The organism is Phyllobacterium bourgognense (genome assembly GCF_003337575.1).
Classification (GTDB): domain Bacteria; phylum Pseudomonadota; class Alphaproteobacteria; order Rhizobiales; family Rhizobiaceae; genus Phyllobacterium; species Phyllobacterium bourgognense.
Genome location: NZ_QPJM01000018.1, coordinates 47,431 through 60,871, shown reverse-complemented (window position 1 = coordinate 60,871; position 13,441 = coordinate 47,431). Strand labels below are relative to the sequence as shown.

12 protein-coding genes and 1 tRNA gene are annotated in these 13,441 nt (G+C 56.6%); 4 read left to right on the top strand and 9 right to left on the bottom strand.

The window, feature by feature from the left end:
* Positions 1-224: 224 nt before the first annotated feature.
* From C7476_RS22905 to C7476_RS22895, 3 genes are read left to right on the top strand one after another with little or no spacing between them, the layout of a single operon-like run.
* The gene (locus C7476_RS22905) at positions 225-1,166 is read left to right on the top strand and encodes an ABC transporter ATP-binding protein (RefSeq protein ID WP_245426489.1); all 942 of its coding nucleotides are present in this window, start codon (positions 225-227) and stop codon (positions 1,164-1,166) included.
* On the top strand, positions 1,057-1,977 hold the full coding sequence (locus C7476_RS22900; protein ID WP_245426495.1) for an ABC transporter substrate-binding protein: 921 nt from the start codon (positions 1,057-1,059) through the stop codon (positions 1,975-1,977). The genes C7476_RS22905 and C7476_RS22900 overlap by 110 nt, the downstream gene beginning before the upstream one ends.
* Before the next feature lie 39 nt (positions 1,978-2,016).
* The gene (locus C7476_RS22895) at positions 2,017-2,991 is read left to right on the top strand and encodes a FecCD family ABC transporter permease (protein ID WP_114432199.1); all 975 of its coding nucleotides are present in this window, start codon (positions 2,017-2,019) and stop codon (positions 2,989-2,991) included.
* Here the strand turns inward: C7476_RS22895 and cysQ are convergent.
* The 6 genes from cysQ to C7476_RS22860 form a co-directional block, all read right to left on the bottom strand.
* Positions 2,988-3,788 (bottom strand): 3'(2'),5'-bisphosphate nucleotidase CysQ, encoded by an 801-nt coding sequence (gene cysQ / locus C7476_RS22890; RefSeq protein WP_181872568.1) that lies wholly within the window; start codon positions 3,786-3,788, stop codon positions 2,988-2,990. The two genes, C7476_RS22895 and cysQ, sit on opposite strands and share 4 nt — an antisense overlap.
* Positions 3,789-3,955: 167 nt before the next feature.
* Positions 3,956-5,839, bottom strand: a complete 1,884-nt coding sequence (gene nodQ, locus C7476_RS22885; protein ID WP_245426494.1) for a bifunctional sulfate adenylyltransferase/adenylyl-sulfate kinase NodQ — start codon at positions 5,837-5,839, stop codon at positions 3,956-3,958.
* A 336-nt stretch (positions 5,840-6,175) separates the two neighbouring features.
* Positions 6,176-7,081: a sulfate adenylyltransferase subunit CysD gene (gene cysD, locus C7476_RS22875; RefSeq protein WP_114432167.1), complete on the bottom strand. Its 906-nt coding sequence runs from the start codon at positions 7,079-7,081 to the stop codon at positions 6,176-6,178.
* Between the two features lie 319 nt (positions 7,082-7,400).
* Positions 7,401-7,859, bottom strand: coding sequence for an RbsD/FucU family protein (locus tag C7476_RS22870; protein WP_114432166.1), 459 nt, complete (start codon positions 7,857-7,859; stop codon positions 7,401-7,403).
* Between the two features lie 21 nt (positions 7,860-7,880).
* Complete coding sequence (rbsK, locus tag C7476_RS22865) at positions 7,881-8,810, bottom strand: ribokinase (protein WP_114432165.1); 930 nt, start codon at positions 8,808-8,810, stop codon at positions 7,881-7,883.
* Between the two features lie 82 nt (positions 8,811-8,892).
* Positions 8,893-8,967: transfer RNA gene (locus C7476_RS22860), tRNA-Gln, on the bottom strand.
* A gap of 521 nt (positions 8,968-9,488) precedes the next feature.
* Between C7476_RS22860 and C7476_RS22855 the strand changes: the two genes are divergently transcribed.
* On the top strand, positions 9,489-10,484 hold the full coding sequence (locus C7476_RS22855) for an MraY family glycosyltransferase (RefSeq protein ID WP_114432164.1): 996 nt from the start codon (positions 9,489-9,491) through the stop codon (positions 10,482-10,484).
* A gap of 3 nt (positions 10,485-10,487) precedes the next feature.
* Here C7476_RS22855 and C7476_RS22850 read toward each other — a convergent pair whose 3' ends face one another.
* The 3 genes from C7476_RS22850 to C7476_RS22840 form a co-directional block, all read right to left on the bottom strand.
* Positions 10,488-12,356 carry a polysaccharide biosynthesis protein gene (locus C7476_RS22850; RefSeq protein ID WP_114432163.1) on the bottom strand — a complete coding sequence of 623 codons (1,869 nt, stop codon included), beginning with the start codon at positions 12,354-12,356 and terminating at the stop codon, positions 10,488-10,490.
* Between the two features lie 131 nt (positions 12,357-12,487).
* Entirely contained in the window at positions 12,488-12,763 is a 276-nt protein-coding gene (locus C7476_RS22845; RefSeq protein WP_114432162.1) for a hypothetical protein, read from the bottom strand.
* Positions 12,763-13,293: a hypothetical protein gene (locus C7476_RS22840; RefSeq protein WP_114432161.1), complete on the bottom strand. Its 531-nt coding sequence runs from the start codon at positions 13,291-13,293 to the stop codon at positions 12,763-12,765. Before C7476_RS22840 ends, C7476_RS22845 begins: the two co-directional genes overlap by 1 nt.
* Positions 13,294-13,441: the final 148 nt, after the last annotated feature.

Here is a 13,441-nt window from a genome sequence, read left to right as displayed (position 1 = left end):
CAACGGTCCCCTTCGCGGGTCCGTGTCTGATGGCTACATTGTCCGTTCCCTGATCCCGTCGCCAGCAGATGGACGGGAATGAGCACCCCAAAGATTTTCTCCCGCATCAGGCCAGTTCTTGCCATCGTCGCATCGCCACTCTTTACATACGTTATAACGTTACGTAATGGAGGTGTTGTGCGCTGCGGCTTTTGCCGCATTTCAACATCCGGAGAACTTCGCTCATGAGTCATACCGTGCTCAACGCAGACGCCGTGACTTATCGCATCGCCGGCGAGACCCTGGTCGACAAGGCATCCTTGACGATCGAATGCGGTGCACGCCTGGCGATCATCGGACCGAACGGTGCCGGCAAGTCGACCTTGTTACGCATGCTGGCAGGTCTTCTCCAACCAGCCTGCGGCAATATCACCCTCAATGACAAGAGCGTCAGCCATTTGACGCCGCTTGAGCGTGCCCGGCAGTTTGCCTTTGTCGGCCAGACCGACACGCCGGAGCTCCAGCTTTCCGTCGAAGATTATGTCTCTCTCGGCCGTATTCCGCATGTTGGCGCCTTTACCAAGGTACGGGAACGCGAGATCGTGGTTGAAGCCCTGCATCGCGCGAAGATTGCTCAGTTTTCGCGCCGAGCCATCGGATCGCTGTCGGGCGGCGAGCGTCAGCGCGTACAGTTGGCGCGGGCCATTGCCCAACAACCGGCTGTGTTATTCCTTGATGAACCAACCAACCATCTCGACCCCAGGGCGCGCAGCGAGTTGCTGTCACTGGTCGCCGGACTTGACCTAACGACAATCGCGGTCCTGCACGACCTGCCTTTGGTCGCGCCCTTTGCCACGCATGTCGCGGTCATGCACAACGCCCGGGTAGTCGCCACCGGCACCCCCGATGAAACGCTGACGCCTCGGGTTGTCGGCGACGTCTTCAATCTAGACGTTTTGCGCTTGCGCCACCCATCGCAAAACCGCGACCTCATGGTGTTCGAGACGCCAGAACCATCGCCATCAGTCAACCCCACGCACGGAGCATTTGATGAAAAAGACAATTCTTGCCCTCGCACTGACCGTAGTCTCGACGCCCGCTTTCGCATTCCCGGTTACTGTCGACAGTTGCGGCAAGCCGTTGACTTTCGATGCCGCGCCAAAACGAGCCGTGGTCCAGGATCTTAATATGAGTGAAATGGCCTTCGCACTCGACCTGCAATCCTCAATGGTCGGTGTGACCGGCATCACTGGCTGGTACAAGGTGGATGACGCCTTCAAGAAGCAGCTTGGTCAAATCCCGGAACTCGCTTCCAAGGAACCGACGGTGGAAAACCTCGTCGCCGCCAACCCCGATTTCTTCTTTGCCGGCTGGTACTATGGGATGAAACCCGGCGGTGACGTGACGCCGGATACGCTTGCGCCCTACGGCATCAAAACCTTCGTCTTGACCGAGAGCTGCGTCCACCTCGACAAGAATCGCCCCGCCGCCTCGATGGATCTGCTCTATCGTGACATAACAAAACTCGGCAAGATTTTTGGCAAGGAGCAGCAGGCCGAGGCATTGGTTGCCGGCTGGAAGACACAGCTTGCGGAGATCAAGAAGAGAATCAGCAACAGCGGCGAAACCCGTGTTTTCCTTTATGATTCCGGCGAGGACAAGCCCTTTACTGCGGGCAAGTTCGCAATGCCGACGGCACTCATCAGCGAGGCCGGCGGTACCAACATCATGTCCGACATGGAGACGAGTTGGGGCACGACGTCATGGGAAACCGTCGCGGCGCGCAACCCGCAATTCCTCATCCTGCTCGATTATCAGGATGGTGCAGGCTATCAAAAGCTGCTCGACTTCCTCAAAGCGCATCCAGCGATGAAGGAAACCGATGCGGTGATGAATGAGCGTTTCGTGGCACTGCGCTATGCCGAGCTCACCCCCGGTCCGGCCAACATCGAAGCGATCGGCAAGATCGCCAAAGCCATGCATCCGGAAGCTTTCTGAGTGCAAGCCCGACAACGCATTTCGCTCGTGGCAGGGGTGATGCTGGTCATCGCCCTCGCTCTGCTATCCATCGCCTACGGCTCGACTGTCATACCCGTGAGGGATGTTCTGAATGCCTTCGCCCATGCGGCGGGTCTCAGCGATCTAGACACCACGATACCAATCGAGCGCATTGTCGTCGATCTGCGCCTGCCGCGCGTCATACTGGCCATCTGCGTCGGCGCCGGACTCGGCATTGTCGGCGCGATGTTGCAGACGGTGACGCGAAACGATCTCGCAGACCCCTTCCTGTTCGGGCTATCGTCGGGTGCGGCAGCCGGTGCGGTTTCGGTGATCAGCATTTTCGGGGACCGCTTCGGCATCTGGACGCTGCCGATCGCTGCGTTTTGCGGCGGCATGCTCGCTGCGATCATTGTGCTATTGCTTGTACGGCGCGTACAGGGTCAGGGGCCGGAACGCATGATCCTTGCGGGTCTTGCCGTCTCGTTCCTGTTTGCCGCACTCACCAACTACATGGTGTTTTCCGGCGATCAGCGCGCCGCCCATTCCGTCCTGTTCTGGACACTTGGAGGGCTCGGCCTCGCACGCTGGGAAAACCTGCCGCTGGCATTGCTGGGCCTCACCGCAATCCTGATCCACGCGCTCTATAACCACCGCAACCTCGATGCGTTTCTCGCCGGCGAAAATACGGCGGAAAGCTTGGGCGTCCGCGTCAACCGTACACGCAACACAGTCTTCATCGTCTGCGCATTTTCAACGGCGATCTTCGTTTCGGTCGCAGGCGTCATCGGTTTTGTCGGTTTGATGATTCCGCATATCGCACGGCGTTTTGCAGGTCAGCTTCATGCGGGCCTGATCCTCACCTGCGCAGTGCTCGGCGCAACGTTGATCCTCCTGAGCGACCTTGCCGCACGGCTTCTGCTCGCGCCGCAGGAACTGCCGATCGGCATCGTTACCAGCTCCGTCGGGGCGTTCTTCGTGGTGACGCTGCTGTTACGCAAGCGGTCGGGCTAGAACCTGCCCCGCGCCACGAAGCTTGGATTGGCGAAGTCCGCATCATTGGCCTGATTGCGGCGGCCATAGGTCAGCGGCTTGCCGTCAAGCGTAAGCGTGATACCGCCCGCGGCGCGCAGAACCGCATCGCCTGCCGCCGTGTCCCATTCCATCGTCCGGCTGAGCCGCGGATAGATGTCCGCCTCGCCCCGCGCCAACAACCCGAACTTGATCGATGAGCCAACCGAGACGCAGTCGGCGATGGCGAAGCCTTTCAGGTACTCGTCGGTTTCCGGCGTACGATGCGAGCGGCTGGCGACGGCAATCATTTCCTTCGGCGCAGTCCGGCAGGAAATGCTGTTGCGCGTGGTCACGCTTCCGGCGGAATCGACGGTCACTTCCTGCGCGCCGTCCGGGCCGCCGGTGAACAGCCACCCGCGTACCGGAGCATAGACGATGCCCAGCACCGGAGCGCCGTCTTCTATCAGGGCGATGTTTACAGTGAAATCACCATTGCGATTGACGAACTCGCGCGTGCCATCGAGCGGATCAACCAGATAAAAACGGTTGCCGAGATCGCCGGGCACATGCCCGCCGGAAATCTCTTCCTCCGCCACGATCGGAATGTCGGGCGTTGTCTGGCGCAGCGCCTCCAGGATGATCGCTTCCGCCGCGCGGTCTGCCGCCGTGACCGGCGAATTGTCGTCTTTCAACGCGACATCGCAGCCTTCTATGTAAATGCGCAGAATTTCGCGCCCGGCGGCAATCGCTGTAGATTCGAACACCTGAAGCAGAGCAGGATAGTTTACGGCGTTCATGCCTTCCCCTCTGGGCTGCTGCCCACGGCCATGTTGATATTCACGATCATGCCGCACCGAAAACGGTGGTGTTCGAGCACCGGAGCGCAGTGGACTTGAAGTCCATGAGCACCGGAGCGCAGAAAAACGCCGTTTGCAGGCCGGCATGGCGTGAATATCAACATGGCCTAGATCGACCACGAACTCTGATCGTAATTAAAGATAATGCCGTGCTCTACAAGAAGCTTTTCGACCTCGGAAGCAAGTTCTTCCGTCGTCCGGCCAACTGTCTTCAAATGCAGTTCCGGATGCTCCGGCGCTTCATAGGGCGAGTCTACGCCGGTGAAGTTCTTGATCTCGCCGCGCAGTGCCTTGGCATACAATCCCTTGGGGTCACGCTTCGCGCACTCCTCGAACGGCGTATCGACAAAGATCTCGAGAAATTCACCATCATCCAGCAGTTCGCGCACCATGCGGCGCTCGGAAACGAACGGCGAAATGAACGATACCAGCACGATCAACCCAGCGTCTGCCATCAGCTTGGCCACCTCGCCGACACGGCGGATGTTCTCGACACGGTCTTCTTCGGTAAAGCCAAGATCGCGATTGAGACCATGACGGACATTATCACCATCGAGAATATAGGTGTGCTTGCCGAGCGACGACAGGCGCTTCTCGACCAGATTAGCGATCGTCGATTTGCCGGAACCCGATAGACCAGTGAACCACACGACTGCGGGTTTCTGGTCTTTTTGGGCGGCGCGCGATGCCTTGTCGACGTCGAGCGCCTGCCAGTGCACATTGGAAGCACGGCGCAGCGCAAAGTCGATCATGCCGGCGCCGACCGTCGCATTGGTCAGGCGGTCGATCAGGATGAAGGAGCCCGTCGAACGGTTCGACTTATAGGGGTCGAAGGCAATTGGCTCCTGCGTCGAGATATTGACGACGCCGACTTCATTCAGGTCAAGCGATTTAGCTGCCTCCTGCGCGAAACTATTGATATCGATTCGATATTTGAGATCGGTGATCGTCGCAGTGACCTGATCTGTCTCCGTCCGCAGGATGTAGGATCGCCCCGGGATCAGCGCATGATCGGCGAACCACACGACGTTGGCAGCGAACTGGTCCGCGACGTCAGGCCGTGCTTCGGGCGCGACCAGCATATTGCCGCGCGAAACCTCGATCTCGTCATCGAGAACGATCGTGACCGCTTCGCCCTCGCCGGCAGACTTGAGGTCGCCGTCCCAAGTGACGATACGCTTGACCCGCGAGGACTTGCCGGATTTGGCGACGACGACTTCGTCGCCCGGCGCAACGCTGCCCGAGGCAATGGTGCCGGAAAAACCGCGGAAGTCGAGGTTGGGCCGGTTGACGAACTGAACCGGAAAGCGGAACGGACGTGCGTCATCGGTGCTTTCCAACGGCACGTTCTCCAGATGCTGCAACAGCGCCGGTCCCTTGTACCAGGGAAGGTTTGCGGATGGACCGATGACATTGTCGCCAAAGCGCGCCGAAAGCGGGATGGCCTGTATTGTCTTGAATCCGAGTTTGCTCGCAAACTCCTGATAATCCGCGACAATCTTGTCAAAGACATCCTGCGAATAGTCCACGAGATCGATCTTGTTGACGGCAAGAATGATGTTGCGAATGCCAAGCAGAGACGCGATGAAGCTGTGACGCCGCGTCTGGCGCAGGATGCCCTGCCGCGCATCGACCAGCACGATTGCAAGGTCCGCAGTCGAAGCGCCGGTCGCCATGTTGCGTGTGTATTGTTCATGGCCGGGCGTATCGGCGACGATGAACTTGCGTTTCGGCGTCGAGAAGAAGCGGTAGGCGACGTCGATGGTGATGCCCTGCTCGCGTTCAGCTTCCAACCCGTCGACCAACAGGGCGAAATCGATATCTTCGCCATTGGTGCCGTGCTTGCGGCTATCCTTGGTCAGCGCTGCCAGCTGGTCCTCGAAGATCAGCTTGGTGTCGTAGAGCAGACGTCCGATGAGTGTGGATTTGCCGTCATCGACTGAGCCGCAAGTGAGAAACCGCAGCAGCGATTTCTTCTCTTGTTCGGCCATATAGGCGTTGATTTCCTCGGCGGCTGAAGCTGCAGGCGAAATCTTGATCTGTCCTAGCTGAGAGCGAGATGAGGTCATATTGCACCGTTCTGCCGGAGAGAATTGGTTTCAAGGTCAAGGGATTTGGCGAGGCCGATGTTTTTCCAACGGACGATGCCAAAGTCCGAAGGAATTGGAACAAATTCACCCGGCCCTTCGGGTTTCCGGCTGGCGGCCAACCACTTTGTCGGGTGGCTTCGTCCGATGAACCACATCGGCCTCGCCACCTTCCGCGTGGATTGCCTCCCCAGCCGGGAAACAGAACGTGCGCAATATGACTTCATCTCGCTCTGGCCATCAGAAATAGCCCTCACGCTTCTTCTTCTCCATGGAGCCCGCTTCGTCCTTGTCGATCATGCGCCCCTGCCGCTCGGAGGTGCGCGAGACGAGCATTTCGCTGACGATTTCTGGCAGCGTTGCCGCATCGGACTCAACAGCCCCCGTAAGAGGATAGCAGCCAAGCGTGCGGAACCGCACCATTTTCTGCTGCAGCACTTCGCCGGGAAGCAGTTGCATGCGTTCATCATCGCGCATGATCAGCGTGCCGTCACGCTCGACGACCGGACGCCTCGCGGCAAAGTACAGCGGAACGATCGGAATATCCTCCTGCATGATATATTGCCAGATATCGAGCTCCGTCCAGTTGGAGATCGGAAACACGCGGATGGATTCACCCTTGGCGACGCGGGTATTGTAGATCTTCCACATTTCCGGCCGCTGGTTCTTCGGGTCCCAGGAATGCTGCGCATTGCGGAACGAGAAAATCCGCTCCTTGGCACGAGACTTTTCCTCGTCACGGCGTGCGCCACCAAAGGCCGCATCGAACCCGTATTTGTCGAGTGCCTGCCGCAGTGCGACGGTTTTCATAATGTGGGTATGTGTGTTGGAACCATGCGTGAAGGGACCGATGCCCTGCTCGATGCCTTCCTGATTGCTGTGCACGAGAAGATCGAAGCCAAGTCGCTGAGCTTCTGAATCACGAAATGCGATCATCTCCTTGAATTTCCACGTGCTATCGACGTGGAGGAATGGAAATGGCGGCTTGGCCGGATAGAAGGCCTTCATCGCCAGATGCAGCATGACGGACGAATCCTTGCCGATCGAATAAAGCATCACGGGATTGGAGAATGTCGCCGCGACCTCACGAAAAATATGGATTGCTTCGGCTTCAAGACGCTGGAGATGCGTCAGGTTCTTGGTCATGAAAATTACTATCCACTCTCGCTGCCAGCATCAGGCGCAACGAATATCAACTGAATCACGCGGCGTATCAATATCGCCATTGCTCGCGGCAACATAGTGGAACGGCGATATTTAAGGAAAGGATGGTTTCACAAGGGATGCGAAATCCGCGCCAATTTATTGCCGTGAACGACATTTTATCAGAATGCGATTCCATAGCAGCGCAACGCCGGAGTCCAGCTTTTTTAAAACATGCAATCCGTGGAAAATTGATCCGGGATTTTTGGGGCGACGTTGGAAGACCTATTGAGAATTCAGCCTGATGCACGTCAGGGGTGGATTATCGAACCTCTTCCGGTGGGATCACGCCCTTCGTCAGGATAAAACACCCATAAAACCGCCGCTCGCCAGTCGCGATAACGCAATAGGCATTCTTGGCATGTTCATAGAAGTCCATCCGGTCGATGGAGACCATCGGCCAATGCTTGCCTTCCGCGGCGTCGATCTCGGCCTGCATTTCCACTTGCACATCCGGGATTTCGTCGGGACTGCCAACGATTTCCATGCGCGCGGCGGCGTCGTCGATGAACGTGTCGAGCGGCATGACCGAGAGAATGGCACGCGCGGCTCTCGGCGCGGTCACAGCGTCAATACGCAACAGCCGGCCGAGCCGTGTCTGGCGCGCAATGGAATCCCCCGGAAAATTCGTATCGCATATGACCAGCCGATCGCCATGGCCCATAGCTCTCAGCGCGTAGAGCACATCCGCATTCAGCAATGGATCCAGATTCTTGAGCATGTTTCCTCCCGATATGTCTGATTATTTCGCGCGATTGTGCAGAAATTGGTTGAATTCTTCGGCCGTCGCATAGGACTTCTGCGTGCCTTGGCGGGTAATCGAGTCGGCGGCATAGAGCGCCGCTTTCCTGAGCGAAGCCTCGAGCTCCCGACCCTCAACGTAGTAGCGGGCGAAACTGCCAATGAAAGCATCGCCAGCGCCTGTCGTGTCTTTCGGCTTGACCTTGAGAGGCTCGATCAATGTCGAGGAACTTGCTGTGATCAAGCGCGCGCCGCGTGAGCCGAGAGTGACGATGACCGTGCGGATACCCTTGTCGATCAAGGAACGCGCTGCCGTTTCAATCTCGGCGTCTGTCCCGGTAGGCATGCCAGTCAGCAGCGCCAGTTCGGTTTCGTTGGGAACCACGAAGGTTGCCTTGGTGACCTGTTTCGGATCAAGATCAGGCGCAGCGGGTGCCGGATTGAGGATCGTTTCGATGCCATGCCGATCAGCGAAGGCAATCGTATAATAGACCGTCTCGAGCGGCACTTCCAATTGCATCAGAATGAGGTCGCACCGCTTCAAATCTTCTGCAGCCGCATCGATATCGGAGGGCTTCAGATCATTGTTCGCGCCCTTGATGATAAAGATCGAGTTCTCGCCGCTTTCATCGACAAAGATCGGCGCAACGCCGCTGGATTTGCCCGTAACGGTCCCAACATGCGACACATCGATGCCGTTGCTCTTGAGGTTGTCGATGGTGCTTTGACCGAAAACGTCGTCGCCAACCTTGGTGACCATCATCACATCGGCACCAAGCCTTGCGGCAGCGACGGCCTGATTGGCGCCCTTGCCGCCAAATCCCATCGAGAATGCCGGTGCTTCCAAAGTTTCTCCTGGCGCCGGCATGCGGATGATCGATGTGACGAGATCGGTCATGTTGCTACCAACGACCGCGATGCGACGTGCCATATCTGTTTCCTCTCAATAGTCTTTTGCCAATGATCTATAGCAATGATTAGCCGGAAAGGAACAGGTCTTGTCATGAAATGACTGGCTGGGGCGGGAGGGTTCGAACCTCCGAATGGCGGTACCAAAAACCGCTGCCTTACCACTTGGCTACGCCCCAAAATGTCAACGCTGGTGGGAATATTCGGCGTGACAGCGCGGCCTTATAACCTCTGGTTCCAGCTTGCGCAACGTGAATGATTGGAGAGTTTGTACCTTTCCGCAATTGTTTCCGCGTTTTCCATAACCAAAGCCAGGACAGGGCATTGGACCTAAGTCGGGGTTCTGTTCAGAAATGCATATCGCTAGGCTGGAGCACTATTGCGTTTTGACGGCGAAGCAGCAGCACCGTGCCAGCCGGTGCAATCAGGGGGATGGGCCTCCCTGGCTGAGGCATACGGCCAATATGCTGTCAAAACTTGGAGTGAAGCGAATGTGGTTTCTACCGCTGCGCATCACCCTAGAAGTGCGAAAGACCCGAACGAGCTGGACACTCACGGTTCGGGTCTCATTCGCGCTAAACTAGGATTGGGAGGTGGGCTTCGGCCTGCCTCCTATCCAAGTGAGAATATAGCACTTCTCAAGGATTTTCCAAGAGTGCTAAGTGACCACTCCAGAGTCATATAAGTAGTGGAATCATCATTGACTGCCATCATCGCTTCTTTTCTTGCCGCTGCCGTCGCAAGTGCCGTCTTGTTGGCGATCATAATGCGGGCGCTTCCTGCGGATTTCCTCGGCGCGGCGATGACCGAGCGCTCCAATCATACGCAGGCGGCCCGTCAATTGGGCGGCCTCGCAATCGTTCCGGTCATCATTGTTTCGCTGTGGATATTCGGCCCTGCGTCCGGCCTTGACCAGCAGTTCCTTAACGCCACAAGTCTTGCGGCAACTCTGCTCTGGATTATCGGTTTCCTCGATGACCGCCATCATTTGCCCGAGACAATCCGGCTGGCATCGCAAGTCGCAGCCTCGGCGATTGCAGTCCATGGGCTCGGGGCAGACTTTCGCCTGCTGCCGGAACTCATGCCTTTCCTTGTGGAACGTGGCCTTCTCGTTCTCGCCCTCGTCTATTTCATTAATCTGACCAATTTCATGGACGGCCTCGACCTGATGGTCGTCTCAGGCCTCGGCATTCCCCTCGCCCTGCTTGCCGTGTTTGCGGTCTTCGGACTTGCCATGCTCGGGACCGGCAGCCTTGCCGCTTCGATTGCGGGAGGGCTATTAGGCTTTGCCGTCTTCAACCGGCCGAAGGCGAGCGTGTTTCTCGGTGATTCCGGCAGCTTGCCCATCGGCTTGCTCAGCGGGCTTGCCTTCTTTCGGCTTGGCCATGATCTGTCGATCTGGGCCGGGCTGATTCTGCCGCTGTTTTTCATCGGCGACGCAACATCGACGCTGCTAATGCGGCTGGCGGCTGGCGACAACATTTTCGCCGCGCATTCCAAGCACGCCTACCAGGTGGCGAAACGTTCCGGCTGGTCGGTCTGGAGTATCATCATCAGCGTTGGCGTGCTCAATGTGATACTTGGAGCCTGCGCCGTTGCAGCGGCACAACACGATCTGTTTCGCGCTGCAGGTATTCTCGTGGCGCTGATGGGTGTCGGGTTCGTCTTGCTCCGGTTTCGAGCCAAATTGCGCTAGGATCTAGGAGGTTGCGTACTCGAAGAGCAGCTTGCGCACAGCATCGGCGTCCTGCTTTTCGATCAGTTGCCGCAACTCCGTAATCGCTTCGGGCAAATGGTTCACGGAATTGGCGCCGCGCTTGGCGCGCAGGATTTTGGAATGGTTCGTTGGTGATACGCCAGTCGGATCGTAGAACAGCTCTTCATGCAGTTTCTCGCCATCGCGTATACCGACGGTGACGATTTCGATATCACCCTCGGGATGGAGGGTGTCCTTGATTGAAAGGCCGGCAAGCAGAATCATGTTTTCCGCTAGATCGCGGATGCGTACGGCTTCGCCCATTTCGAGCAGCAGAATATCCCCTCCCTCGGAAAGCGCTCCCGCCTGAATGATCAGTTCCGCAGCTTCGCGCACCGACATGAAATAACGGGTCATGTCGTCATGGGTGACCGTCAGCGGACCGCCATGAGCAATTTGCTCGCGAAACAGCGGCACGACCGAACCGCTGGAACCGATCACATTGCCGAAGCGAACCGAAGCGAATATCTGCCCGCTCCCCTGTCTGCTCGCCTCATCGCCATGATAGCGTACGATAAGCTCGGCCCAGCGCTTGGTCGCGCCCATGACATTGGATGGCCGCACGGCTTTGTCGGACGAAATGAGGACGAAATTTCTGACCCCTGCCTCGCGAGACAATGCGGCCAGCACGTCCGTGCCGACGACATTGTTTCGCGCGCCCTCGACAACATTTTCCTCCACCAGCGGCACATGCTTGTAGGCGGCACAATGATAAACGTTCTCGATCTTGTGCGCTGCAAGCACGGTTCTGATCAACGGTGCATCGGCGATCGAACCGAGCACCGGGATGATCAGGCAGTCGCTGACCGCAGCAAGCTCGCGATGGAGTTGATAGATACTGTGCTCATTGACATCGAAAATTACCAGCTTCGCCGGCGCCAGCTTGACGATCGTGCGGCAAAGCTCCGACCCGATCGATCCGCCGGCTCCGGTCACAAGAATGGCGCGGTCTTCCACGGTTTTGTCGAGCAGTGCCGGATCAGCCGGTACCGGCGAGCGGCCGAGCAGATCGTCGATGTCGATGTCGCGCAGATGGCTGATCAGGTATTTTCCTGCAGTCAAATCCGAAATCGCCGGAAGAATTCGCACCTTTACATCGAGCGATTTCAACCTGCCGATCAGACGGCGGCGCTGGATACCGCTCAGGGCGGAGGTCGTCACGATCAACTCGTTGATGCCGAAATTGTCGATCAGCGTTTCGAGCTGCGATGTCGGGTAAACGCGGATGCCAAGAATATCCATGCCATGCAGGCCCTTGTCATCATCGACAAAACCCGCGACGAAGACTTCGTTCTGCGACCTCAAGGCGTTTGCCAATTGGCGGCCGGCATCGCCCGCGCCGAATATGAGACACTGCCGCGCCAGCAGCTTTTCACGTAGAGGGCTCCATAAAAGCCATTTTGCGGCAAAACGGCTGCCGCAGATGAGACCGATGCTGAGCACCCAATAGAGAAACGGTATGGCGCGAGGCACGCCTTCGGCGCCGGTCATCAACGTAAGGAAGGCGAGGCAGACCCAGAGAATGACGGAGATCGTCACGGCCTGAATCATCGTCCAGATTGCCTTGTCAGGAAGGTAGCGGATGACAGAGCGGTACAACCCGAAACGCACGAACACCGGCAGGCCGATAAGCGGCGCAGCGACCATCAACAAGGCTTGCTCGCTGTTCGGGATAAAAAACTCACCGAATCTCAGCAAATAGCTGAGCCAAATAGCGAAAGTCAGCGTCACCATGTCAAAAATGACAAGGAGTATCTGCTTGTAACGACGCGGCATCATCGAGACGCTTTGCCGAAAGATTTCCAATTTCATTAATCCTCAGTGCTCGGAGAATAAAGACCTGCTGGTTCGGTGTGTATCGCACCTGATATAAACGCAAGACCAGTAACATAGGGCGTTATAAATGCAATGCCGGTTTCGGCAGTGTCCCCTGCTTCTGGTTGCTATCTTTTTTGCCTATCTAGCGAGTTGATGTCGTCGTGGTTCCCCGTTAGTTCCAGCAGATAGAACCGATCACCGACCTTGGTCATCGCTATGCGCAGCCGAATATCAGCTCGGATAGTGTAATATTTCGAACCGCTGCGTTTCTTGAAATCAAGATCCTGATGATGAGGTTCACCTACGAAAAGCTTCAGTGCATTCCTGACCAGCAGTTGTTGATCAGAAGACAATTTTGAGAGCGATTTCTTGAAGCGGGTTGTATAGTCCAGCTCGATCATTATTGAGCGGCAATCCGGTCAAACCAAGCATCAAAATCATCGATTGATTTGAGCACATCACCCACTGGTTTATTATCGGGATGATATTCCTCGACAACGGAATCAATCTTCGATTTGACGTCGTATATAAGTTCGAGCTGCACACTCATTGCGGCTTGACCGCGCTTTCCAATTTCTTTGGCCAAATCAGATACAGCCAAGGTAGGTACCAAATCAATGTTGGTTTGTAAGGACTTAGCAATCTGATCCAGCCGCGCGGTAACTTGAGGGATTGCTTCATCTATTAAAAAATTCGTTGAATTGCCGGTTTCGTCTTCGGAAGCCTTATCGAAGAGACTTTTGAGCTTTTCAAGCGAGATCAGGAGATTCGAGTACCAAATAGAGACCTGTCTCTGATAAAGCTTGAGTGCTTCATTGAAGTCACTCATGGGGTTCGGATCATTTATCAGAGGGCGCGCGACTAAGTTCGGAGAAGTCGGCAACTCCGCGGCAAATCCTTCAAATTCCTGCTTGAACGCTGTTAAACCCATCAAAACACTCCTTATAGAGTTATATGGGAGTTCCCTTGTATTTGTCACCAACTATCATTTCTAACAGGCGTTTCCTCGCTGGCTGTTTATCCACCACCTGTGAGGCGGCTTTAGAGTCGTTGGTCTTGATCGATTGCTGAAAGGACAG

Bases quoted from the DNA above. Each gene is read 5' to 3' on its own strand.
- cysQ (WP_181872568.1), bottom strand. From the start codon at position 3,788: ATGAACGCCGTAAACTATCCTGCTCTGCTTCAGGTGTTCGAATCTACA.
- rbsK (WP_114432165.1), bottom strand. From the start codon at position 8,810: ATGGCACGTCGCATCGCGGTCGTTGGTAGCAACATGACCGATCTCGTC.
- C7476_RS22895 (WP_114432199.1), top strand. From the start codon at position 2,017: ATGCTGGTCATCGCCCTCGCTCTGCTATCCATCGCCTACGGCTCGACT.
- C7476_RS22905 (WP_245426489.1), top strand. From the start codon at position 225: ATGAGTCATACCGTGCTCAACGCAGACGCCGTGACTTATCGCATCGCC.
- C7476_RS22870 (WP_114432166.1), bottom strand. From the start codon at position 7,859: ATGCTCAAGAATCTGGATCCATTGCTGAATGCGGATGTGCTCTACGCG.
- C7476_RS22845 (WP_114432162.1), bottom strand. From the start codon at position 12,763: ATGATCGAGCTGGACTATACAACCCGCTTCAAGAAATCGCTCTCAAAA.
- cysD (WP_114432167.1), bottom strand. From the start codon at position 7,081: ATGACCAAGAACCTGACGCATCTCCAGCGTCTTGAAGCCGAAGCAATC.
- nodQ (WP_245426494.1), bottom strand. From the start codon at position 5,839: ATGGCCGAACAAGAGAAGAAATCGCTGCTGCGGTTTCTCACTTGCGGC.
- C7476_RS22850 (WP_114432163.1), bottom strand. From the start codon at position 12,356: ATGAAATTGGAAATCTTTCGGCAAAGCGTCTCGATGATGCCGCGTCGT.
- C7476_RS22840 (WP_114432161.1), bottom strand. From the start codon at position 13,293: ATGGGTTTAACAGCGTTCAAGCAGGAATTTGAAGGATTTGCCGCGGAG.